Origin of the sequence: Bacillus amyloliquefaciens DSM 7 = ATCC 23350 (assembly GCF_000196735.1) — a bacterium.
GTDB lineage: Bacteria > Bacillota > Bacilli > Bacillales > Bacillaceae > Bacillus > Bacillus amyloliquefaciens.
Genome location: NC_014551.1, coordinates 1,617,588 through 1,639,950, shown reverse-complemented (window position 1 = coordinate 1,639,950; position 22,363 = coordinate 1,617,588). Strand labels below are relative to the sequence as shown.

The following is a 22,363-nucleotide window of genomic DNA, read 5'->3' as shown; positions in this document are numbered from 1 at the left end:
TAGAGATGTCACTCTACAAACAAGCTTATTCTGACTCGTCCCTTTTCATGCTATAATTATCGAATGCAGGAAGAAGGAAAGGGTGTTTTATATGTCTTTTGATGGTATGTTTACATACGGAATGACACATGAATTAAACAGCCGGATCGCCGGAGGCCGGATTACGAGAATCCATCAGCCTTTTAAGCACGATGTGATATTCCATATCCGCGCTAACGGAAAAAACCATAAATTATTATTATCGGCGCATCCGAGCTATTCACGGGTGCACATGACGAACCAGGCGTATGAAAATCCGAGCGAGCCCCCAATGTTTTGTATGCTGCTCAGAAAGCATATAGAAGGCGGATTTATTGAGAAAATAGAACAGGCCGGATTAGACCGGATTATGATATTCCGCATAAAAAGCAGAAATGAAATCGGTGACGAGACCGTAAGAACGCTGTATGTTGAAATTATGGGGCGGCACAGCAATATTATTCTGACTGACGGAGAAGGAGCCATCATCGACGGGCTGAAGCATTTATCTCCATCGATGAACAGCTACCGGACCGTTCTGCCGGGCTATGATTACAAGCTCCCTCCCGCTCAGGAAAAAATTTCGCCGCTGGCCGCGGACGAAGAGGACATTTTGCGTTATCTCAGTTTTCAGGAAGGACGGCTTGACCAGCAGATTGTCAGACATTTCTCCGGAGTTTCTCCGCTGTTTGCAAAAGAAGCCGTTCACAGAGCGGGCCTCGCGAACAAAATAACGCTGCCGAAGACGCTGACAGACATGTTCCATGCCGTAAAGGATTGCAGGTTTACACCGAACATTACGACAGCCGCCGGGAAGGAATACTTTTATCTTCTGTCTCTCACGCACGTAAATGGAGAGGAGCGCACCTTTCACTCACTGAGTGAACTGTTGGACCGGTTTTATTTCGGCAAAGCGGAGCGCGACCGCGTCAAACAGCAGGCTCAGGATCTCGAGCGTTTTGTCGCAAATGAACGGAAAAAGAACGCCAATAAGATTAAAAAGCTGGAAAAGACGCTGGACTACTCAGAGAACGCGAAAGAATTTCAGTTATACGGCGAACTGCTGACGGCGAATTTGTATATGCTGAAAAAAGGTGACAAAGAAGCGAATGTCATCAATTATTATGATGAAGAGAGTCCGACGGTGGCCATCCCTTTAAATCCGAACAAAACACCGTCAGAAAACGCGCAGATGTATTTTACAAAGTATCAAAAAGCGAAAAATTCCGTTGAGGTTGTAAAAGAACAGATCCGTCTGGCCGAGGAGGAAATCGCTTATTTCGACCAGCTGATTCAGCAGCTTTCCTCCGCTTCCACAAAGGATATTCACGAAATAAGAGAGGAGCTTGTTGAAGGCAAATATCTGCGTCCGAAACAGCAGAGAGGACAGAAAAAACAGAAACAGCACGTTCCTGTTTTGGAGCAGTATGAATCTTCACAGGGATTGACGATCCTGGTCGGCAAAAACAATAAACAAAATGAGTATTTAACGACAAAAGCCGCCGCAAGGGATGATGTATGGTTCCACACGAAAGACATACCGGGATCCCACGTTGTGATTAAAAGCAGCGATCCCGATGAACAATCCATATTGGAAGCAGCTACGATCGCCGCTTATTTTTCCAAGGCGAAAGATTCCGGCTCCGTGCCTGTTGATTATACAAAAATCAGACATGTGAAAAAGCCAAACGGCGCAAAACCCGGATTTGTCACCTATGACAGCCAGCATACCGTATTTGTCACACCTGATGCCGACCTTGTCATACGGCTGAAAAAATAAACGCACCTCCAAGCTGATACCCGCACTCAGCTTGGAGGTGTTTTTTTATTACCTTATTTCTGAACATAAATGGAGACGGACCCATCGTTTACATGAAACTCTCCCCAGCCGTCAGATCCGATTTTTACAGTATCTGAACGGTTGCCCGTTATGTCATACCATGTCTCGCCGGCATTTTTCAGGCCGGCATACATCCGCTTTGATCCGCCGGGTCCGTCCGTGATTAAAGCGGCCAAACCTGATTTGGCGGCGGAGCTGTCACCTTCCCTCGTCCATCCGATCACATCCGGGTGGTCAATATAATCGTGCTGGGGCCCGTATGCGTACTCCTTACGCGCTTTTAAAATCGGCTCTATATTATCTTTCAGTGAGGGAATTTCCTTTGGCGATGTCCCTTTTGTCCCGTACATATCCCCATAGAACACCTGAGGATAACCGGATTCTCTTGTCAAAATAAAGGCGTATGCAAGCGGTTTAAACCAAGTTTGGACTGTCGATTCCAATGACTGTCCCGGCTGTGTGTCATGATTTTCAACAAATGTAACCGCCTTTTCCGGATGCCTGGACACAACGGTACCGTCCAGCAAACGCCTCATATCATATCCGCCTCCTTGTGAGGAAGCCGCCTGTAAATTGAAATGAAGCGGAACATCAAACACGGATTGATTAAAGCTTGTTTTATTCAAGTAGTTTTCGAGTTTCCCGGCATTATTCTGCCAATACTCCGCAACCGTAAACATTTCTTTTCCCGTCGCCTGTCTGACCGCCTGAACCCAATCACGCAGAAATGAAAATTTAATATGTTTGGCGGCATCAATACGGAAGCCGTCTAATGACAGTTCATTCGCATACCAGATACCCCATTTTTTTGTCTCTGCCACGACATCAGGGTGGTCGTAGTCAACATCAGCATACATTAAATAGTCATAGTTGCCGTTTTCACTTGATACTTCCCAATCCCACGCTTTTCCTTCCCCACGAAACTTAAAGATGCGGCTGATCTTCCGGGATTCATCCCAGTCCGCTCCGTCGAAATGATACCAATGCCATTTAAAATCACTGTACGTGTTTCCACGGCCCGGAAAACGAAAATCCGTCCACGCTTTGATTTGATATTCCTCCGAAGTTTCCTGATTTCTATTGGCCGGATTGACTTCGACGGCAGTTACATCTTCTGTTGCATCAGCACCAGCCTTATGATTCAAAACCACATCTCCGTATACTTGGACGTTCCGGGAATGCAGTGAGCCGATCGCATCTTGAAGCTCTGATTTTGTGCCGTATTTCGTTCTGACCGTCCCTTTTTGCTGGAATTCTCCTAAATCATACAAATCATAAGGTCCGTATCCGTTATCGGATTGGCTCAATCCTTTGTATGCGGGAGGAATCCAGACGGCAGTGATTCCGATATCCGATAAATGTTCCGCATCATTCTGCAATCGTTTCCAATGCTGGCCGTCGTTCGGCGTATACCATTCAAAATACTGCATCAGCGTGCCATTTACGGCTGATGTTTTTGTAATCGGCAAACTGACAAATAACAGCGTGCACATAAGCACAAGTCTGAACGAAACTGTCCGCTTTCGTTTTTGAATCATGTTTCCTCTCCCTCTCATTTTCTTATACAAATTATATTTTACATATCAGTAAAATAATAACAACCCCCCTTTATTCCTATTTTTTACACAGCGGACAGTCTGGACAGCATAAAAAATACCCTGTCTGATGACAGACAAGGTATTTTTATGGTCTTCTTCTTTTCTCAAACAATCGATCCACTTCTTCAGCCAAATCATCAGTCATCAAAGGCTCAATGTTTTCAGCCAGTCTTTTCGTATGTGCGGGGCTTGCCCCGCTTGTTGATACTGATACTTGAATGCGCCCTTTGCGGATGATCTTCGGCATATATACGCTGCCTTGTTCAGCCTTGCTTACACAGTTGACCAGCTGCGTTTCAGAAGCGTTTGCGGCTATCTCCTGATTCACGCCTCGGTCATTTGTCGCGGCAATAATGAAAAAAGCGGGCTTGAGATCTTTCATTTCAATTCTCCGGGGAATCCAGCGGATGCGTCCTTCATCCGCCAGCTTTTTAATTTCAGGCAGGGCCTCAGGACTGATCACGGTAATATCAGCGCCTTCCGGAAGCACCGTTTTCAGCCTTCTTAATGCAACATTGCCCCCGCCAGCAATGATGATTCTTTTTCCGCTGAGATTAATGTGAAGAGGCAGCATACTGTCCCCCCTTAAAATCAAACCGCCCGCCGGGGTTTCGAACAGCTTCTGTCACACGGTTCAAAAACGCCTGCTTAATATGCGGGTGAAAACCTAAGTATGAAGCGAGATGCACATTCCGATTGACCGCTTGAAGCTTTTGGACTTCCCGTTCAATCTCAGTCATCAAAAGCCCGGTAAACAAAAGATACGGGACGATAAAAACGGGTGCTCCGTCATCGACTCTAAGGCTGGTAAACACTTCTTTATAGTGCGGATCACAGGCTGTTAAAAAACAAGGAATGACTTCTTTAACAGATGTGATCGCCTCAAGTTTTCCGGCAATCTCACTGACGGCATGTTTAACCGCCGGATCTCTGCTTCCTCTTCCGATCAGCACCACTTTCGCCTGCTCAATCGGCACTCCGGTATCCTCAATGCGATGATGGACCGCTTTTACGACTTCATCATCCACTCCGATCGGAACGCCGTATGTCACTTTTATATCGGGATTCCGGGCCGCTGCGCGGGCGATTTCAGCCGGGATATCATGTTTTGCGTGGGCAGCGGTCAACAAGAGCAAAGGCACTGCGGCAATATGAGTGGCGCCTTGTTTGACACATGCTTCAAATCCCGCTTCAATAGACGGTTCCTGCAGTTCTAAAAAACAGATTTCCTGAATGGGAGCGTCTGCGTGCGGCCTGCACCCTTTTAAAAATGCCGCCGACTCTGTCTGCGCTTCTTTCAGCCGGCTTCCGTGCCCGATGTATAAAATCGCCTGCTTCATTTACAACGCCTCGCTCAGATCCAGATTTTTCAGTTCAGATTCAAACCAGTCCAGCTTACAGTGATAATTGACGACATCACCGATGACAATTAAGCTCGGGTTTTTGATCTCTTCTTTTATCACTGTGTCTGAAAGTGTGCTGACGGTGCAGACGACTGTTTTTTGCCTGTCCGTCGTCCCCCAGTGAATAAAGGCTGCCGGGGTGCCGCCGTCTCTGCCGTTTTCCAGCAGCATTCTTTCAATCTGCCGGATATTTTTAATTCCCATATAAATCACCAGCGTATCAATGCCCGTCGCCAGCGCTTTCCATTTTTCTTCAAAGTCGTCTTCTTGTTTATAATGTCCTGTAACGAAAGCGACATTGGAGCTCGCCTCCCTGTGCGTCACTGGTATGCCGGCGTAAGCAGCTGCCGCAATTCCTGATGTAATGCCGGGAACGATCTCAAACGGAATGGCGTTTTGCGCGAGAGCCTCCGCTTCTTCGCCCCCGCGGCCGAAAACAAACGGGTCGCCCCCCTTGAGCCTTACAACGGTTTTTCCCTTTTTCGCATACTTCACGAGGAAACGGTTGATCGTATCCTGCTTCATTATGTGAAAATCCGGGAGCTTGCCGCAGTAAATCAGGTCCGCTCCTTCTCTTGCATACTGTAAAATCTCTTTGTTTACCAATCTGTCATATAAAATAACGTCCGCTTTCTGTATGGCTTTCATTGCCTTCACCGTTAATAAGTCCGGATCTCCCGGACCGGCTCCAACGATAAATACTTTCCCCATAGCATGTCTCCCCGATCCGTTTTGACATCTTCTCAGAACAGCCGCGAGGCCGCACTTCAGCTATTTTACCATATCCCGCCATTCGCGGGGATATCCGGCTGATTGCGCGGCCTTTTTGGACTTATTATGCTAAGCTGTTTTTCACAAAATCAATCAGTCTGCCGGTGCATTCCTCACGTTCATATTTGCCTGAATCAAGTACCAGCTCAGGCGCTTTCGGCTCTTCATACGGTGAGTCGATCCCCGTAAAGAACGGGATTTCACCGTTTCTTGCTTTTTTATATAAACCTTTCGGATCGCGCTTTTCACATATATCGAGGTCGCATTTCACGTAAATTTCATTAAATTCGCCTTCTGCCACGAGCTCTCTCACCTGATCTCTGTCCTCACGGAACGGAGAAATAAAGGCTGTAATGACAATGGTGCCCTGCTGAACGAAAAGCTTTGCCACTTCCCCGATTCGGCGTATATTTTCCTTGCGGTCATCATCAGAAAAGCCTAAGTCCTTGTTTAAACCGTGGCGGATGTTATCGCCATCAAGCACAATGACCTGATAGCCTTGTTCAAACAGTTCGCGCGCTGCTGCGTTTGCAATCGTGGATTTCCCTGAGCCGCTCAAACCCGTCAGCCAGAGGATAGAGCTTTTATGCTTATTTTTCTGCTGGTATTCTTCTTTCGTTATTGAAGCTTCATGCCATACGATATCACGATTTGTCACTCTTTTTTCCTCCTTAAGAAACGCCTGCTTCTTCTTTCGTTTTCATCCCTTTAATTAACACCTCGACAACTTCGGGACGGCTGAATTCCGCCGGCGGCATGACGCCGCTTCTCAGCATTTCTCTGACCTTTGTTCCTGACAGAATGACGTGGTCTTCTCTGTCATGCGGACATGTTTTGGCCGTTCCCATGTTGCCGCATTTTTGGCAGAAGAAGCTGTGCTCGAATTTCATCGGTGTAATCCCGAGCTCCTCCGCTGTAAATTGATCAAACAGCTCTTGCGCTTCATATGTGCCGTAGTAATCACCGACGCCGGCGTGATCGCGGCCGACGATAAAATGCGTACAGCCGTAGTTTTTGCGGACAAGCGCGTGGAAAATGGCTTCTCTCGGTCCCGCATACCGCATGGCCGCCAAAAATACGCCGAGGAAAACGCGGTCTTTCGGATAATAATGATCGAGCAGCACCTGGTAGCTTTCCATTCTGACATCCGCCGGAATGTCATCTGATTTTGTTTCACCGACGAGCGGGTTCAAAAACAAGCCGTCAACCGTCTCAAGAGCGGTTTTCTGGATATATTCGTGAGCGCGGTGAACCGGATTTCTCGTTTGGAAACCGACGATGGTTTTCCAGCCTTTTTCTTCGAAGCTTCGTCTCGTTTCAGCAGGTTCAAACGTAAACTCCGGAAACTGCTTTGACGCTTTTTTAATTAATGTGATCGGCCCGCCGACATACGTATCGCCGCGTGAAAATAGTTTTTTCACGCCGGGGTGCGCGGCATCATTGGTTTTATATACGTGAACGGCTTCTTTTTGTTTATCCGGCGTATAAATATCTTCGATGTCCACGACGCCGTATGTTTCTCCGCCGTAAGTCAGTTTCACGGTGTCTCCGACGGCAAGCTCAGCCGCTTTTTCCGAATCGACCGGAAGCGTGATCGGCAAAGACCAGACGGCACCGGATGCCAATCGCATATTTTCTACGACTGACACGTAATCTTTTTCTGTGAAAAATCCTTCAATCGGGCTGTAGCCCCCGATTCCGATCAGTTCTAAATCAGCGAACGAAATCAAATCAAGCTCAATTTCTTTTTGAACGGATGTAAGATCATACTGCTCATTCACCCGATTAATTAATGTGCCTCCGTGCGGTGCTAAACTCATAATTCATTATTCCTCCCAGTTAACAGATAAATAAACTCAGATTAATAGTTAGATGCCCCCGCCTTGTTCATGGACAGAGCGTTTCTCTTTTCGGATGGCTTTCATCAGACTGGCGGCTCCGCCAAATGCCAAAAGCACGCTGGCCATCATAAAGATGGAATAGTAATCTCCTTTTAACAGCAGTGAGACAAGCAGATACGAAATCGACAGTGACAAGAACGGGGAAACGACCCATACTTTGAGCATCGTTTTTACGACTTCTTTATGAAAAACGTTCGGCCCGTTTTTGGCCATTCCGATACCGATAATTGATGATGATGTCACCTGCGCCAAAGGGACAGGCAGACCGAAGACGGAACTGATAATGACAAGCCCCGCGCCGGTTCCGGAAAGCAGGATGCCTTCGCCGGCTGAAAATCTCGTAATCTTTTTTCCGTTGGTTTCAAGCACTTTGCGTCCTAATAGCAGAGCGCCGAGAGCGACAAATACGCCTCCGTACAGCGTCCCTTTGGACACGCTGAGCACGCCGGCCGCAACCAACGGGCCTACCGCATTTGCGACGTTGTTCATTCCGGCTGAAAAAGCTTCCCAAAACCCCGCAACAAGCAGCACAATCCCCAAAATCTTCTGTTTCCGATTCGAAACGACCCGAATATTCAGATAACTGAATACCTTCGATACGAGAAACGTGAAACAGAATGCGACAAACGGAACAAGCACCCAAAAGATCACGATCACCAGAAGATGCTGTAAAAACAACACTTTGTATGCGACGCCGACACCGACAATCGCTCCGACAGTGACCTCACTCGTCGACAGCGGAATGCCGAGCACATTCGCCGTGAATAACGATAGCGCCGCCGCCCCGATAATAATGCAGACGATGGTGAGCGTAATTGTCTGTTCGGGAATGATTCCGCCGCTGATCGTCTTAACGACTTCTCCGCCGCCGATAACCGCCCCTGACAGGACGCCGGCTGCGCAGATGATCAGCGCATACGTTTTCTTTTTAACGGCGCCTGACCCGTAAGCGACTCCCATTGAAGCTGCGGCTCCGCTGGCTCCGATATTCATGGCAAAAAACAGGCTGAATAAAATAGCGGCTAATTCCATCTTGCAGCTCCTTTATTCATGCAGTCCGCATTCTGTTTTCGCCATGCCGTTCCATCTGCCGCTGCGCAAATCTTCTGCGGTAAACGCAGGTGAAGTGCACGGTTCACAGCCGATGCTCGGATAGCCCTGATCATGAAGGATATTGTAATCCAGCTCATGCTTGGATGTATATCTCCAGATGTCTTTCCATGTCCAATGGATCAGCGGGCAGACTTTAATTGATTGAAACTTGTCGTCTTTATTCAGGAAATTCGTATTCGCCCGGCTCGGCCCTTGATCGCGGCGAAGGCCTGACAGCCATGCCGGACGCCCGGCGAGCGCTTCTCTTAACGGCAGAATTTTTCTGATGAAGCAGCACTGGTTCGGTTCTCTTTCCCATAGTTTATCCCCGTGAGCCTCGGCCTGTTCCTCAAGCGTAAGGCCGGGCTGTTTCAGGATGATGTTAAGTCCCGGATAACGTTCTTTCACTTTTTCGATCGTTTCATAGGTTTCTTTAAAGTGAAGGCCCGTATCGAGAAACACGATTTCCGCGTCTTTTTTCACTTTAGAAATCAAATCGATCAGGACGATGCCCTCAATCCCGAAGCTGCACGCGTAAACAAGCTGGTCTCCGTAGTGGCCGTACGCCCATTTTAAAACGGATAGCGCGCCTTTATAGGAATCGTCTTCCGGAAATGTAATCGCCGGTTCTTCCCATGTGTCATACGTTAGCATTTTTTCTTTCCTCCTCCCGGAGACAATCAAACAGCTGTTGTTTTCTGCCGGTTGTCTTATCCCTCAATCTTTTTTTCATAAAAAAACTTTCAATCCAGCGGAATGAAAGACAGTGACCCGATATAGCCCTTATCTTCAAAATGCTGTGCATTTTTCTGGATGCGGCACCTTGCAATACATGCAGGTTGCCGGGCGTCATCGGTCCAGTCCCTCAGCCGCTCTTGATAAGCTTTTTAGATTTGTACTAAATTTTAGCACAATTCTAACAGAAGTCAACCCGAGTTTTTTGATAGGAATAATAAAAACAGGCCCTGAGGCCTGTTTTTATTATTATTATTTTTTAAACCAATCTTTTGACTCGGGATTCTGTTTCCATGATTTCAGTTTCTCAACGTCATCTGAATGAATCGTTCCGTTTTCTAGCGCCACTTCAATCAGCGTGTCATAATCCGTTAATGAGTAATACGGCAGACCCGCTTTTTTAAAGGCTTCTCTTGCTTTCGGCAGTCCGTATGTAAAAATGGAGATGACGCCGAGGACTTCCGCACCCTCTTTTTGAAGGGCCGCCGCAGCTTCGAGCACGCTGCCTCCGGTAGAAATCAAGTCTTCAATCACGACTGTTTTTTGCCCTTTTTTAACGGCGCCTTCTATTTGATTTCCTTTGCCGTGCGCTTTCGGCTTGCTTCTGACGTAGCACATCGGCGCGCCAGTACGGTCTGCGAGAAGCGCAGCGTGCGGAATGCCTGCCGTTGCAGTTCCGGCGATCATCTCCGCTTCGGGGAAATGCTCTTTCAGCAGTTTGCTGAGCCCGTCCGCCACGTCATTTCTCACTTCCGGATACGACAATGTCAGACGGTTGTCACAATAGATCGGTGATAAAATGCCGCTCGCCCAAGTAAATGGCTCATTCGGACGTAAAAAGACAGCTTCAATGTGTAATAGATGTTTTGCGATAGCTTGTTTCATCGGCGAACACCCTCCCATTCCAGTTTAATTGCTTCATATGCTTTAACGGGATTTTCCGCTTTTGTAATTGAGCGGCCCACGACAATGGCTGACGAGCCGTTTTCTTTCGCAAATGACGGAGTCGCCGTCCGGACTTGATCGTCAGATGCGTCACTAGCGGTGCGGATGCCGGGCGTGACTGTCAGAAATGACGGCCGGACCGCTTCATAAATGGCTTTTGTTTCATGAACCGAACATACCACTCCGTCCAGCCCGCACTCTTCCGCCATTTTTCCGTAATGAACAACCGTTTCTAAAAGCGGCTTTTGCAGCAGAAGCTCTTCCTTCGCCATCTGCTCTGAAGTGCTGGTCAGCTGGGTGACTGCAATTAAAGACGGGCGTTTTTTGCCTCTCGGCGTGCCCTCTTCAAGCCCTTCTAGAGCCGCGCGCATCATCCGTGCGCCTCCCGCTGCATGGACATTGACGAGATCAACGCCGAGGCCGGCAAGCCGTTTCATCGCTTTATTGACTGTAGTCGGAATATCGTGAAGCTTCAAATCTAAAAATATGTCACAATTCCGTTCTTTTAATTGGTGAATGATGGCCGGGCCTTCCTGATAAAAAAGTTCCATCCCCGTTTTGACAAACAGCCTTTCCTTTTCAAACAAATCTAAAAACGCTAAAGTCTCTTCCCCTGATGCAAAATCAAGCGCGATGATGGGCAGGTTGTTTTTCATGCTTCCAGCTCCTTCCGATGCATTCACTTACAGATTGAAAGCCGTATTGGCGCAGCACACGAGGGAGCTGTTCTATGATTTCCGGGCAGACAAACGGATTGACGAAGTTTGCCGTGCCGACTGCAACAGCACTCGCCCCGGCAAGAAGAAATTCCAGTGCATCCTCCGCGGTCTGGACGCCGCCCATCCCGATAATCGGAATTTGAACGGCCTGGCTGACTTCGTATACCATCCGGATGGCGACCGGTTTGATTGCCGGGCCTGACAGTCCGCCCGTTTTATTTGCTAAAATCGGCCGTCCTGTCTTAAGATCGAGCCTCATCCCGACGAGTGTATTAATCATCGTCAGGCCGTCAGCACCGGCTGCTTCAATCGCCTTGGCAATTTCGGTTATGTTGGCGACATTAGGCGAAAGCTTCACATATACAGGCACTGCGGAAACTTCTTTCACCGCTTTTGTCAGATCGGCCGCCATGGCGGGATCAGTGCCAAAAGCAATCCCGCCCGTTTTGACATTCGGACACGAAATGTTAAGTTCAAGCGCATGCACATTCGGCGCTTTGCTGATGTGCTCGGCCACTTCTTTATAGTCTTCCACCTGAGAACCGGCGACGTTTGCGATAATCGGCGTGTCAAACTGTTCAAGCCAAGGCAGCTCATGTTTGAGTACATGCTCAAGTCCGGGATTTTGCAGGCCGATGGCATTCAGCATTCCCGCGCTTGTCTCCGCCACTCTCGGTGTCGGATTTCCGAAACGCGCTTCGTTCGTAGTGGCTTTAATCATGATGCCTCCGAGGCATGATAAATCATAAAATCCGGCATATTCCTTTCCGAAACCGAAACATCCGGAAGCGGGGATGATCGGGTTTTTCAATCGGAGACCCGGCAAATTCACCTCTAACATTACAGCGCCACCTCCTCAGCTTTAAATACCGGCCCGTCAAGGCAGACTTTCACATATGATGTATCGCTTTCGCCCGTACGGCACACGCAGGCGAAGCAGGCCCCTATGCCGCAGCCCATCCGCTCCTCCATCGAGAGATAAACCTCTTTATGGCCGTACTGCTGCTTCAGTGCTTTCAGCATCGGTGTCGGACCGCAGCTGAGCAGGACATCGAATTCGAGCTGCTTTTCGCGGATGATGTCAGTGACAAATCCTTTTTCTCCATATGTCCCGTCAGCCGTTGCCACATAGGTGTCTCCGTACGCGAGACATTCCTGTTCATAAAAAACATCCTTTGCTGATTGAAACCCAAGCACGTGAATGACGTTTACGCCTTTTTCCGTCAGGCGCTTTGACAGTTCCTGCAAAGGCGGAACCCCGACTCCGCCTCCGACTAACAGCGCGGTTTTGCCGGGTTCAATCCGCCGGACGGGGAATCCGTTGCCGAGAGGGCCGAGAACGTCAATCATGCTGCCCTCTTTTTTCTCGGACAAAAGACGCGTTCCCTCACCGTCAGTTCTGTAGATAACGGATACTTCATTCACGGCGAAATCGACGTCCGCAATGCTGAGCGGCCTTCTTAAAAGCGGCGTGACCGCGTCACTCACCTTTAAATGAAGAAATTGTCCCGGCTCGGTAAAGTGCCGGACAAGTTCTCCTTTCAGCACCATCTTATAGATCTGGTCGGCAATTTCCGAATTGGATTGAACAGTCAAATGCGCTTTTTTCATATCGTGACAGCCGCCTTTTGATTGGTTTCAGATGCAGGCATATGATCCGCACAGAAAGTCATGCTTTCCAATACCCGCAAAATGGCTTCGGCCGTATCTAAAGATGTCAGGCAGGCGACTCCGTTCTCAACGGATTCGCGGCGGATTCTGAAGCCGTCTCTGGCCGGCTGTTTGCCTTTTGTCAGCGTATTGATGACAAATTGCGCTTCACCGTTTCTGATGACGTCGATGAGATTTTTTCCTTCTTCGCCGATTTTCCCGACGACCTGAGCCGGAATCCGGGCGTCTTTCAAATAAGCCGCCGTTCCTTCCGTCGCCAAGATGTTATAGCCGATTGCGTGGAACCGCTTCGCGATCATAAGTCCTTCTTCTTTATCTTTATCGGCAACGGTCAATAGCACTGAGCCGTAATTCGGGATTTGAATGCCAGAGGCAATCAGCGCTTTGTAGAGCGCTTTTTCCAGGGTTGAATCTTTGCCCATGACCTCTCCCGTCGATTTCATTTCAGGCCCTAATGTAATATCCACTCTTCTCAGCTTCGCGAATGAGAAGACAGGCGCTTTCACGAATACCCCCTGCTGTTCAGGCTGCAGCCCTTCTTTGTAGCCGAAATCAGCAAGCTTTTGGCCGAGAATGACCTTTGTCGCCAGATTCGCCATCGGAATCTTTGTGATTTTGCTTAAGAACGGCACGGTTCTGCTTGACCGCGGATTTACTTCGAGCACGTACACTTCACCTTGCGACAGTACGAACTGGATGTTCAGCAAGCCGATGATGTTGAGTCCTTTTGCCAAAGCTACAGTGTATTGTTCGATTTTTTTCTTAATGTCTTCGCTTAAAGACTGAGGCGGATAGACGGCAATTGAATCTCCTGAATGGACGCCGGCCCGCTCGATATGCTCCATAATTCCCGGGATGACGACTGTTTCGCCGTCAGATACGGCATCGACTTCGATTTCTTTTCCCGTCAGATAACGGTCGATTAACACCGGATGCTGCGGGTTGATTTTGACCGCGTTTTTCATATAGTGAAGCAGCTCTTCTTCATGATAGACGATTTCCATCGCCCGGCCGCCGAGCACGTATGAAGGGCGGACAAGAACCGGATAGCCGATGGATGCGGCAATTTTGACCGCTTCGCTCACCGATACAGCGGTTTTTCCGAGCGGCTGCGGCACATTCAGCGCCTCAAGCGCCTGCTCAAACTTATCCCTGTCTTCCGCACGGTCTAAATCCTCAAGTGATGTGCCGAGGATTTTGACGCCGCGGGCGCTTAATTCTTCCGCAAGGTTGATCGCCGTCTGGCCGCCGAATTGGACGACAACTCCTTCCGGCTGTTCCAAATCGATGATGTGCATGACATCTTCAACCGTCAGCGGTTCAAAATACAGCTTGTCTGATATGCTGAAATCAGTGGACACCGTCTCAGGGTTGTTGTTGATAATAATCGCTTCATAGCCTGCCTGCTTGATCGCCCAGACAGAATGAACGGTCGCATAGTCAAATTCGACGCCCTGTCCGATGCGGATCGGACCTGAGCCTAGGACGACGACACTTTTTCTTGGTGTAACCTCAGACTCATTTTCTTCCTCATATGTGCTGTAGAAGTACGGAGTTTCTGATTCGAATTCCGCCGCGCATGTGTCCACCATTTTATATACAGGCTTGATGGCTGCTTCTTTTCGCATTTGATACAGCTCTTGTTCCGGCATGTTCCATTCCCGGCTGATATATTTGTCGGAAAAGCCGAGTTCCTTCGCTGTCTGAAGGACGGCGAGGCTGCCTTTTTCCGCTTTCAGCTTTGTTTCAAAGGCGACCAGCTTATAGAGCTTGTGCAAAAAGAAAACGTCAATTGCGGAAAACTCATGAAGCTGCTCTACCGTGTAGCCTCTTCTGAAAGCTTCAGCGAGGTAAAACAGCCGTTCGTCTCCGGCCTTTCTGATCCGTTTTTCCAAAAGCCCGTCAGAAATCTCTTCCGCATCCTTCAGTTCGAGATGATAGACATCGGCTTCCAGTGAGCGGACTGCCTTTAACAGTGATTCTTCAAGGGTGCGTCCGATGGCCATGACCTCTCCGGTCGCTTTCATTTGTGTTCCGAGTCTGCGGTTTGCCGATTCAAATTTATCAAACGGCCAGCGCGGGATCTTAGAAACGACATAGTCAAGCGCGGGCTCAAAAGCCGCATATGTTTTTCCCGTTACGGGGTTCATCATTTCATCAAGAGAAAGCCCGACTGCGATTTTCGCCGCAAGTTTTGCGATCGGGTAACCCGTTGCTTTTGAAGCGAGGGCAGATGAGCGGCTCACCCGCGGATTCACTTCGATAATGTAGTATTGGAAGCTGTCGGGATCCAGCGCGAGCTGAACATTACAGCCGCCTTCTATGCCGAGTGCGCGGATCAGCTTTAATGAAACATTGCGCAAAAGCTGATATTCCCTGTCGCTCAACGTCTGACTCGGAGCAACGACGATGCTGTCACCCGTATGGATGCCGACCGGATCGATATTTTCCATGTTGCAGACGACGATCGCATGATCTCTGCTGTCTCTCATGACTTCATATTCGATCTCTTTGTAACCGGCGATGCTTTTTTCCAAAAGGCATTGATGAACGGGGCTTAGTTTTAATCCGTTTTCGACGATCTCCTTCAATTCCGCTTCATTTGAGCAGATGCCGCCGCCCGTTCCGCCTAATGTGTAAGCGGGGCGGACGATAACCGGAAACCCGATCCGGCTGACAAATTCCTCGGCTTCCTGCAAAGTGCGGATAATCTCACTTTCGGGCACCGGTTCATTCAGCTCATTCATCAGCGTACGGAACAAGTCGCGGTCTTCCGCCTGCTGGATGGCTGACAGCTTTGTGCCGAGCACTTCCACCCCGCATTCTGCAAGAACCCCGAGATCAGACAGCTCGACTGCAAGATTCAGCCCTGTCTGTCCTCCCAAAGTCGGCAGGATGGCGTCCGGCCGTTCTTTTCTGATAATACGCGTGAGAAATTCCGGCGTCAGCGGTTCGATATATACCCGATCGGCCATTTCCGTATCCGTCATAATCGTTGCCGGATTTGAATTGACGAGAATGACTTCATAGCCTTCTTCTTTTAAAGCAAGACACGCTTGTGTGCCCGCATAATCAAATTCCGCCGCCTGTCCGATAATAATCGGGCCTGATCCGATCACTAATATCTTTTTAATGTCTACGCGTTTTGGCATGCCGCTTCCCCTTCTTTCTCAGTTGTTTCGATCAAGTCGATGAATCTGTCAAATAAATGATTGGCATCTTCCGGCCCCGGTGAAGCTTCAGGGTGGTACTGAACCGTAAATGCCGGCAATGTTTTATGCTTGAGACCTTCGATCGTTTGATCATTAATCGCAATATGTGTCACTTCAAGCTCTGTCTCGTCTATAGAAGAGACTGTATATCCGTGGTTTTGGGCGGTTAAAGCGACTTTCCCGGTCGCAAGCTCTTTAACCGGATGGTTGGAGCCCCTGTGTCCGAATTTCATTTTTTCCGTATCCGCTCCGGATGCCAGTGCAAATAATTGGTGGCCGAGGCAGATTCCGAATAACGGCACCTTCCCGAGTATGCCTTTTATCATTTCAATCGCTTCCGGCACATCTTTCGGATCTCCGGGTCCGTTAGAAAGCATAATGCCGTCCGGCTTCAGCTGAAGCACTTCTTCCGCCGTTACATTGTATGGCACAACGATGACATCGCATTTTCGTTTGTTTAATTCTCTTAAGATGCCATGCTTCATGCCGAAATCAACGAGTACGATGCGTTTTCCGCGGCCCGGACTCGGATATGCCGTTTTCGCTGATACTTGAGCGACTTGATTTCTCGGAAGTTCCGTTTCTTTCAGAAGTGCAAGAACCGCTTCGACATTCTCCTCACATGATGCAAACGTTCCTTTTAATGCACCTGCCGTGCGGATCATTCTTGTAAGCTTTCTCGTGTCAATCCCTTGTAAGCCGGGGATATTTTTCATCTTCAAATACTCATCAAGCGTGTAAGCCGATCTCCAGTTGGATGGCAGCTCGCACAATTCTTTTACGATCAGCCCTTTTACAAAAGGAGTAATGGATTCAAAGTCATCTCTGTTAATCCCGTAGTTGCCGATCAGAGGATACGTCAGCGTCACGATCTGCCCGCAGTAGGAAGGGTCTGATAAAATTTCCTGATAACCGGTCATTCCCGTATTGAATACGACTTCACCGGCGGTATGCTCAAGGCTCCCGAATGCTTCCCCCTCAAATACCGCTCCATTTTCCAGCACTAGTCTTCTTTTCATTTGACGAGTCTCCCTTCTTCGTATGCAAGCTTCCCGCCAGCCATCGTTGCGACAGGCCAGCCGAAGCACTTCATCTTGTTGAATGGCGTATTTTTTCCTTTAGATAAAAATGTATCTTTGTCAATTGCCGCTTCTTTTTCCAGGTCGATCAGGGTAATGTCAGCCGGCGCGCCCGGTGCAAGCGTTCCGTACGGAAGACCGAACGCCTCGCAAGGTTTTTTCGTCATGAAGTCAACCAGCTGCTTCAGCGTCCACGATCCGCTTTTCACAAAGTGTGTGTACAGAAGCGGGAAGGCTGTTTCTAAACCGACGATACCGAAAGGCGCAAGCTTCATGTCCGTGTTTTTCTCTTCTTCGGTATGCGGCGCATGGTCAGTGGCGATGAAATCAATCGTGCCTTCCAATAGCCCTTCAATCAGTGCCGCTCTGTCCTCTTTGCTGCGAAGCGGCGGATTCATTTTAAAATTGGTATCAAGCCCTGGGATATCTTCGTCACAAAGCAGCAGATGGTGCGGCGACACTTCGGCTGTCACGCGAATTCCCGCTTTTTTTGCGTCTCTTACGGCTCTGACGGATTCTTTCGTGCTGATATGACACACATGGTAATGGCAGCCCGCCGCTTCCGCCAGCAGCACGTCACGAGCGATATGTACCGCTTCACAAATGGAAGGTATGCCATTCAGGCCGTTCGCTTTTGAAAAAGCACCTTCATGTACGCTTCCGCCGTAAATCAGTGAGTTATCCTCACAATGAGCGACAATCGCTTTATTCATTGAAGCCGCCCGTTTCATTGCTTCATACATCATTCCGGCAGTCTGAACGCCGACGCCGTCATCGGTGAAAGCAAATGCGCCGGCTTCATGAAGCACCTCAAAATCTGTCATTTGTTCGCCGGTTTGTCTGATCGTGATCGAAGCGTAAGGAAGAACCCGGACAGATGAGGTTTCTTTGATCCGGTTTTGCAGCCATTCCATCTGCTCCTTCGTATCCGGCACGGGCCTTGTATTCGGCATGGCGGCGACAGTGGTAAAACCGCCCCGCGCCGCAGCTTTAGAGCCCGTTTCAATCGTTTCTTTTTTCTCACCGCCCGGTTCTCTGAAGTGTACATGAAGGTCTACGAGCCCCGGTGAGACGAACAGACCGGAAGCGTCGATCACGGTTTCCCCGTCTTTTGCCGTCAGTATGCCGGTTTCCGCAATGATTTCTCCTGTTACCCGGATATCCTGCGCCACTTTTTCTCCCTGTTCATTTAACATCCAGCCGTTTTTAATGAGATAAGACATAAGCCGCTTCTCCCCTTTTCGCATTGGTTTGCAGTGCTCTTTTTAAGACTGCCATTCTGATATACACACCATTTTCCATTTGTTTAAATATTCGTGATTTTCCGGATTCCACTATAATTGTGTCAATTTCGACCCCTCTGTTTACCGGTGCGGGATGCATGATGATGGCATGCCGCTTCATGCTTTCCGCACGCTTTGCGGTCAGCCCGTATGCTTCCAGGTAGCCTTTTTGGTCCGCTTCTGTCTGATGTCTTTCATTTTGAATGCGGAGCAGCATGACGACATCTGAAGCTTGTATGGCTTCATCCGTCTGAACACAGGTGCCGAAGGAGTTGTTCTCATCCTGCCATTGCGGCGGACCAGAAAACAGCACGCGTGCGCCGAGCCTTGTCAGCACCTCGGCATTTGACCTTGCCACCCTGCTGTGTTTGATATCGCCATGAATGGAAACGGTCAGACCCTGAAAATTCTCAAATTCCTCTTGAATCGTCATTAGATCGAGCAATGATTGGGTCGGATGCTGTCCGCAGCCGTCGCCCGCATTTAAGATCGGAATATTTACTTTGCCAGTCAGATCCTTGTAATATTCATCCGTGCTGTGCCTGATGACGCAGGCGTCCGCTCCGATTGCTTCCAGTGTTTTGATCGTGTCGTATAAAGACTCGCCTTTTTGAACGCTTGTACTCGTGCCGTCTAAATTGAGCACGTTCATACCGAGCTTTTTTTCCGCCACTTCAAAGCTGAACCGCGTTCTCGTGCTTGGTTCAAAAAACAGATTCGCAACGAATTTTCCCGAGAGATCGGGGCACTCTGTTCCCTCTTTTATCGCTTTTGCCTCACGCAGCAATTCTGTAATTTCAGCCGTGCTCAGTTCAGACATCGCCGTTAAATGATTCATGTTTTTTTCTCCTCCGTTTCCGATTGAAGGCCGTAAAAAAACACCCCGGCCTACAGACTCGGGGTGCGGTTAAAGAGAGAAGCAGCGTACAGCTTCTTCCCGTTATAACCCTTCCAAGCCTCTCTGGACTTTCTTTAAAAGGTTTACATATGATTTTGTTGTTCTGCTGCGTCCGCGTCTTCATCATTTGTGTGCGGCAGGATAAGGTTCAGGATGACTCCCACGATTGCCGCAAGCGCCATGCCGGATATTTGAAACCCGCCTTTTGATACTTGAATGAAAGCACCGCCGACGCCGATCACGAGGATGACGGATGTGATAATTAAATTTCTCTTGTTTTCATAATCAATGTTGTTGTCAATCAGCATTCTCAAGCCGCTGGAGGCGATGATTCCGAAGAGCAGGAAGGAAACGCCGCCCATAACTGCGGACGGAACAGAGCTGATCAGCGCTGAAACTTTGCCGATAAATCCGAAGCACAGCGCAATCACACCCGCGCCGCCGATGACAAAGACGCTGAAAACCCTTGTAATTGCCAGTACACCGATGTTTTCGCCGTACGTTGTCGTCGGCGGGCCGCCGATTAACGAAGCGATGATCGTCGCAACACTGTCCCCCATTATGGAGCGGTGCAGCCCCGGCTTTTTAATGAAATCCTGTCCGACAACTTTACTCAGCACCATTTGATGGCCGATATGCTCTGACATCGTCACGAAAGCGACCGGCACCATCGCAGCCGCAATGCCCAATGTCACTGACGGCGTATAGTCTTTGAAAGGTATGATAAATTCAGGAACGGCGAACCATTTTGCATCAATGACCGGCTGGAAATTGACGATTCCCTGTGTCAGCGCAAACAGATAGCCGCCTATAATGCCGATCAATACCGGGATCAGGCTTAAAAATCCCCGTAAAAAGATGGCGCAGATAATGGTGATTGCCAAGGTGACACCGGCTACACTGAAATGCCTCAGACTGTAGACGAGTTCTTTCGCATTCGGATCGGCATACATTGCCATATTGACGGCTGTGCTTGCCAGTCCGAGTCCGATGACGATGATGACCGGCCCTACGACCACCGGCGGCAGCAGCTTCATCAGCCACCCCGTTCCAAGCTGCCTGATAAGGAGCGCGATCAGCCCGTACACAATTCCCGCCAGGAAAGCGCCGACCATGGCAGCCCCCGGTCCCCCCGTCGCTTTCACCAAGATAATCGGTGAGATAAAAGCGAATGATGAGCCGAGATAAGCGGGAATCCGGCCTTTTGTCACCAAGAGGTAAGCGAGTGTTCCGATTCCGCTTGTGACAAGCGCGACTGCCGGGCTCATCCCGACCAGTTTCGGCACGAGAATGGTTGAGCCGAACATGGCGAATAAATGCTGCAGGCTGAATGACAGCCAAGACAATGGATTGGGGACGTCCCTGACTCCCAGGTTTACTTTTTTCTTACTCATGGCGTGTTTCCTCCCGGTTGACTTTCAAATGGTATAAAAAAACCTCTTTGCTTTTATTGCAAAGAGGCATACAAAACCCGGCCGCGTCGATCCGCCCGGCTTTGTGTTTTAAAATCCTCTTCGCAAACTCTCTGGAATGCATTTAAAAAGGGTGATTATTCATTTTCGTAAATGGCGACCATATCAGTCTGATCAACTTCGCTCAGCTGAACCATCACTTTTTCAGCTTTTGAGGTCGGAATGTTTTTCCCGATATAGTCCGCTCTGATCGGCAGCTCCCGGTGCCCTCTGTCGACAAGCACGGCAAGCTGTATCGATGACGGCCGCCCGACATCAACGAGTGCATCCATCGCCGCTCTCACCGTCCGGCCGGTATAAAGCACATCATCAACCACAATGACCTTTTGATCTGTAATATCGGCCGGAATGTCCGCACCTTTTACAAGCGGTTCTTCATTGCTCGTTTTTTTCGTCAGATCGTCACGGTAAAGGGTAATATCGATTTCTCCCACGGTGACCGGATTCCCTTCAATCTGCTCAATCCGTTCGGCCAGCCGCTTTGCTAAATAAATGCCTCTTGTTTTAATCCCTACAAGAATGCAGTCATTCATTCCTTTATTCCGTTCAATCATTTCATGGGCTATCCTTGTCAGCGCCCGTCTGATGGCCTGTTCGTCGAGAATAACAGCTTTTTGATTCACTCGTGACACCTCTCCATTCGTATATAAGAAGAAAAAACCCCTCCTGCCAGAGCATAGAGGGGTTCCTTTCCAGGACGAAGACACACACGTATCTCTTCTGTCCTATCCGTTATCCTTCTCAGCCTCTCTGGACTGTGTTAAAGAATCTATTCAGCTTGTTTTTATTATTTCAGAAAAGAAACTCGCTGTCAATGACTATTTCTCAAAAGTTCAATGAGTTTTTTCATATCTTCAGGAAGGGGCGCTTCAAACTCCATGTATTCGCCCGTCCGCGGATGATCAAAGCCTAATATTCCGGCATGCAGCGCCTGGCCGTTGAAATCAACCGTTTTTCTCGGCCCGTACTTCGGATCGCCCGCCAAAGGAAATCCGATATATTTCATATGGACGCGGATCTGATGCGTTCTCCCAGTCTCAAGACGGCACTCTACGAGCGTGAAATCTTGAAAACGCTCAAGCACGTGGAAATGCGTGACGGCGTTTTTGCTGCCTTCTCTTGTTACGGTCATGCTTTGACGGTCTTTTTTATCCCTTCCGATCGGAGCGTCAATCGTTCCGTCATCGTGTGAAATCACTCCGTGAACAACCGCTGTGTACTTTCTGGTCACGGTTTTATTGACGAGCTGGTTAACGAGTGACTCATGCGCCATATCGTTTTTGGCGACCATTAACAGGCCGGAAGTATCCTTATCAATCCGGTGGACGATTCCCGGGCGCATTACGCCGTTAATACCGGAAAGGTCATTGCAGTGAGCCATCAGCCCGTTTACAAGCGTCCCTGTCACATGGCCGGGCGCCGGGTGTACGACCATCCCCCGCGGTTTGTTCACAACCAAGACATCCTGGTCCTCATAGTAAATGTCCAAGTCCATCGGCTCTGCAAGCACGTCCAGTTCTTCCGGTTCAGGAATGGTGACGTTTACCTGATCGCCGGGCTGCATTTTATAATTGGCTTTGACGGATTTGCCGTTAACGGATACCAATCCCTCTTTTACCCATTGCTGCACTTGAGTGCGTGACCAGTTTTCTCCTGTTGAAGCCAAAAATTTATCAATCCGTTCGCTTTTTTGTTCAGGCTGAACGGTTATCTCAAATTGATTCAT

The 22,363-nt window shown here is 48.9% G+C and carries 20 protein-coding genes and 1 riboswitch; of the genes, 1 reads left to right on the top strand and 19 read right to left on the bottom strand.

All coding sequences use genetic code 11. The annotated features are described in order from the left end of the window. Window positions 1-91: 91 nt before the first annotated feature. Entirely contained in the window at window positions 92-1,798 is a 1,707-nt protein-coding gene (locus tag BAMF_RS28820; RefSeq protein ID WP_013352209.1) for an Rqc2 family fibronectin-binding protein, read from the top strand. A gap of 53 nt (window positions 1,799-1,851) precedes the next feature. Here BAMF_RS28820 and amyS read toward each other — a convergent pair whose 3' ends face one another. From amyS to BAMF_RS28720, 19 genes are all read right to left on the bottom strand, one after another. Next, the gene (gene amyS, locus BAMF_RS28815) at window positions 1,852-3,351 is read right to left on the bottom strand and encodes an alpha-amylase (protein WP_044051902.1); all 1,500 of its coding nucleotides are present in this window, start codon (window positions 3,349-3,351) and stop codon (window positions 1,852-1,854) included. 190 nt (window positions 3,352-3,541) lie between these two features. Continuing rightward, a complete protein-coding gene (locus tag BAMF_RS28810; protein ID WP_013352207.1) occupies window positions 3,542-4,030 on the bottom strand; it encodes a precorrin-2 dehydrogenase/sirohydrochlorin ferrochelatase family protein in 489 nt (162 codons plus the stop codon). Beyond that, on the bottom strand, window positions 4,011-4,796 hold the full coding sequence (locus tag BAMF_RS28805; RefSeq protein ID WP_013352206.1) for a sirohydrochlorin chelatase: 786 nt from the start codon (window positions 4,794-4,796) through the stop codon (window positions 4,011-4,013). Before BAMF_RS28805 ends, BAMF_RS28810 begins: the two co-directional genes overlap by 20 nt. Then, complete coding sequence (cobA, locus tag BAMF_RS28800; protein ID WP_013352205.1) at window positions 4,797-5,570, bottom strand: uroporphyrinogen-III C-methyltransferase; 774 nt, start codon at window positions 5,568-5,570, stop codon at window positions 4,797-4,799. A gap of 124 nt (window positions 5,571-5,694) precedes the next feature. Next, a complete protein-coding gene (gene cysC, locus BAMF_RS28795) occupies window positions 5,695-6,288 on the bottom strand; it encodes an adenylyl-sulfate kinase (protein WP_013352204.1) in 594 nt (197 codons plus the stop codon). 13 nt (window positions 6,289-6,301) lie between these two features. Next, window positions 6,302-7,450 (bottom strand): sulfate adenylyltransferase, encoded by a 1,149-nt coding sequence (gene sat, locus BAMF_RS28790; protein ID WP_013352203.1) that lies wholly within the window; start codon window positions 7,448-7,450, stop codon window positions 6,302-6,304. A gap of 48 nt (window positions 7,451-7,498) precedes the next feature. Further along, on the bottom strand, window positions 7,499-8,563 hold the full coding sequence (locus BAMF_RS28785; RefSeq protein WP_013352202.1) for an inorganic phosphate transporter: 1,065 nt from the start codon (window positions 8,561-8,563) through the stop codon (window positions 7,499-7,501). 12 nt (window positions 8,564-8,575) lie between these two features. Next, on the bottom strand, window positions 8,576-9,277 hold the full coding sequence (locus BAMF_RS28780) for a phosphoadenylyl-sulfate reductase (protein WP_013352201.1): 702 nt from the start codon (window positions 9,275-9,277) through the stop codon (window positions 8,576-8,578). A gap of 126 nt (window positions 9,278-9,403) precedes the next feature. Beyond that, window positions 9,404-9,508: riboswitch (SAM riboswitch) on the bottom strand. Between the two features lie 102 nt (window positions 9,509-9,610). Then, window positions 9,611-10,243 carry an orotate phosphoribosyltransferase gene (gene pyrE / locus BAMF_RS28770; protein ID WP_013352200.1) on the bottom strand — a complete coding sequence of 211 codons (633 nt, stop codon included), beginning with the start codon at window positions 10,241-10,243 and terminating at the stop codon, window positions 9,611-9,613. After that, window positions 10,240-10,959: an orotidine-5'-phosphate decarboxylase gene (gene pyrF, locus BAMF_RS28765; RefSeq protein ID WP_013352199.1), complete on the bottom strand. Its 720-nt coding sequence runs from the start codon at window positions 10,957-10,959 to the stop codon at window positions 10,240-10,242. The genes pyrE and pyrF overlap by 4 nt, the downstream gene beginning before the upstream one ends. Beyond that, on the bottom strand, window positions 10,928-11,863 hold the full coding sequence (locus BAMF_RS28760; RefSeq protein WP_013352198.1) for a dihydroorotate dehydrogenase: 936 nt from the start codon (window positions 11,861-11,863) through the stop codon (window positions 10,928-10,930). The genes pyrF and BAMF_RS28760 overlap by 32 nt, the downstream gene beginning before the upstream one ends. After that, the gene (locus tag BAMF_RS28755) at window positions 11,863-12,633 is read right to left on the bottom strand and encodes a dihydroorotate dehydrogenase electron transfer subunit (protein ID WP_013352197.1); all 771 of its coding nucleotides are present in this window, start codon (window positions 12,631-12,633) and stop codon (window positions 11,863-11,865) included. The genes BAMF_RS28760 and BAMF_RS28755 overlap by 1 nt, the downstream gene beginning before the upstream one ends. Continuing rightward, on the bottom strand, window positions 12,630-15,845 hold the full coding sequence (gene carB, locus BAMF_RS28750; protein ID WP_013352196.1) for a carbamoyl-phosphate synthase (glutamine-hydrolyzing) large subunit: 3,216 nt from the start codon (window positions 15,843-15,845) through the stop codon (window positions 12,630-12,632). Before carB ends, BAMF_RS28755 begins: the two co-directional genes overlap by 4 nt. Further along, window positions 15,830-16,924, bottom strand: a complete 1,095-nt coding sequence (locus BAMF_RS28745) for a carbamoyl phosphate synthase small subunit (RefSeq protein ID WP_013352195.1) — start codon at window positions 16,922-16,924, stop codon at window positions 15,830-15,832. The genes carB and BAMF_RS28745 overlap by 16 nt, the downstream gene beginning before the upstream one ends. Further along, window positions 16,921-18,207, bottom strand: a complete 1,287-nt coding sequence (locus tag BAMF_RS28740; protein WP_013352194.1) for a dihydroorotase — start codon at window positions 18,205-18,207, stop codon at window positions 16,921-16,923. Before BAMF_RS28740 ends, BAMF_RS28745 begins: the two co-directional genes overlap by 4 nt. Next, window positions 18,191-19,105, bottom strand: coding sequence for an aspartate carbamoyltransferase catalytic subunit (locus BAMF_RS28735; protein WP_013352193.1), 915 nt, complete (start codon window positions 19,103-19,105; stop codon window positions 18,191-18,193). Before BAMF_RS28735 ends, BAMF_RS28740 begins: the two co-directional genes overlap by 17 nt. A 143-nt stretch (window positions 19,106-19,248) precedes the next feature. After that, on the bottom strand, window positions 19,249-20,559 hold the full coding sequence (gene pyrP / locus BAMF_RS28730; protein WP_013352192.1) for a uracil permease PyrP: 1,311 nt from the start codon (window positions 20,557-20,559) through the stop codon (window positions 19,249-19,251). Window positions 20,560-20,714: 155 nt separating this feature from the next. Further along, the gene (gene pyrR / locus BAMF_RS28725; RefSeq protein WP_003154392.1) at window positions 20,715-21,260 is read right to left on the bottom strand and encodes a bifunctional pyrimidine operon transcriptional regulator/uracil phosphoribosyltransferase; all 546 of its coding nucleotides are present in this window, start codon (window positions 21,258-21,260) and stop codon (window positions 20,715-20,717) included. A gap of 188 nt (window positions 21,261-21,448) precedes the next feature. Further along, complete coding sequence (locus BAMF_RS28720) at window positions 21,449-22,363, bottom strand: RluA family pseudouridine synthase (RefSeq protein ID WP_013352191.1); 915 nt, start codon at window positions 22,361-22,363, stop codon at window positions 21,449-21,451.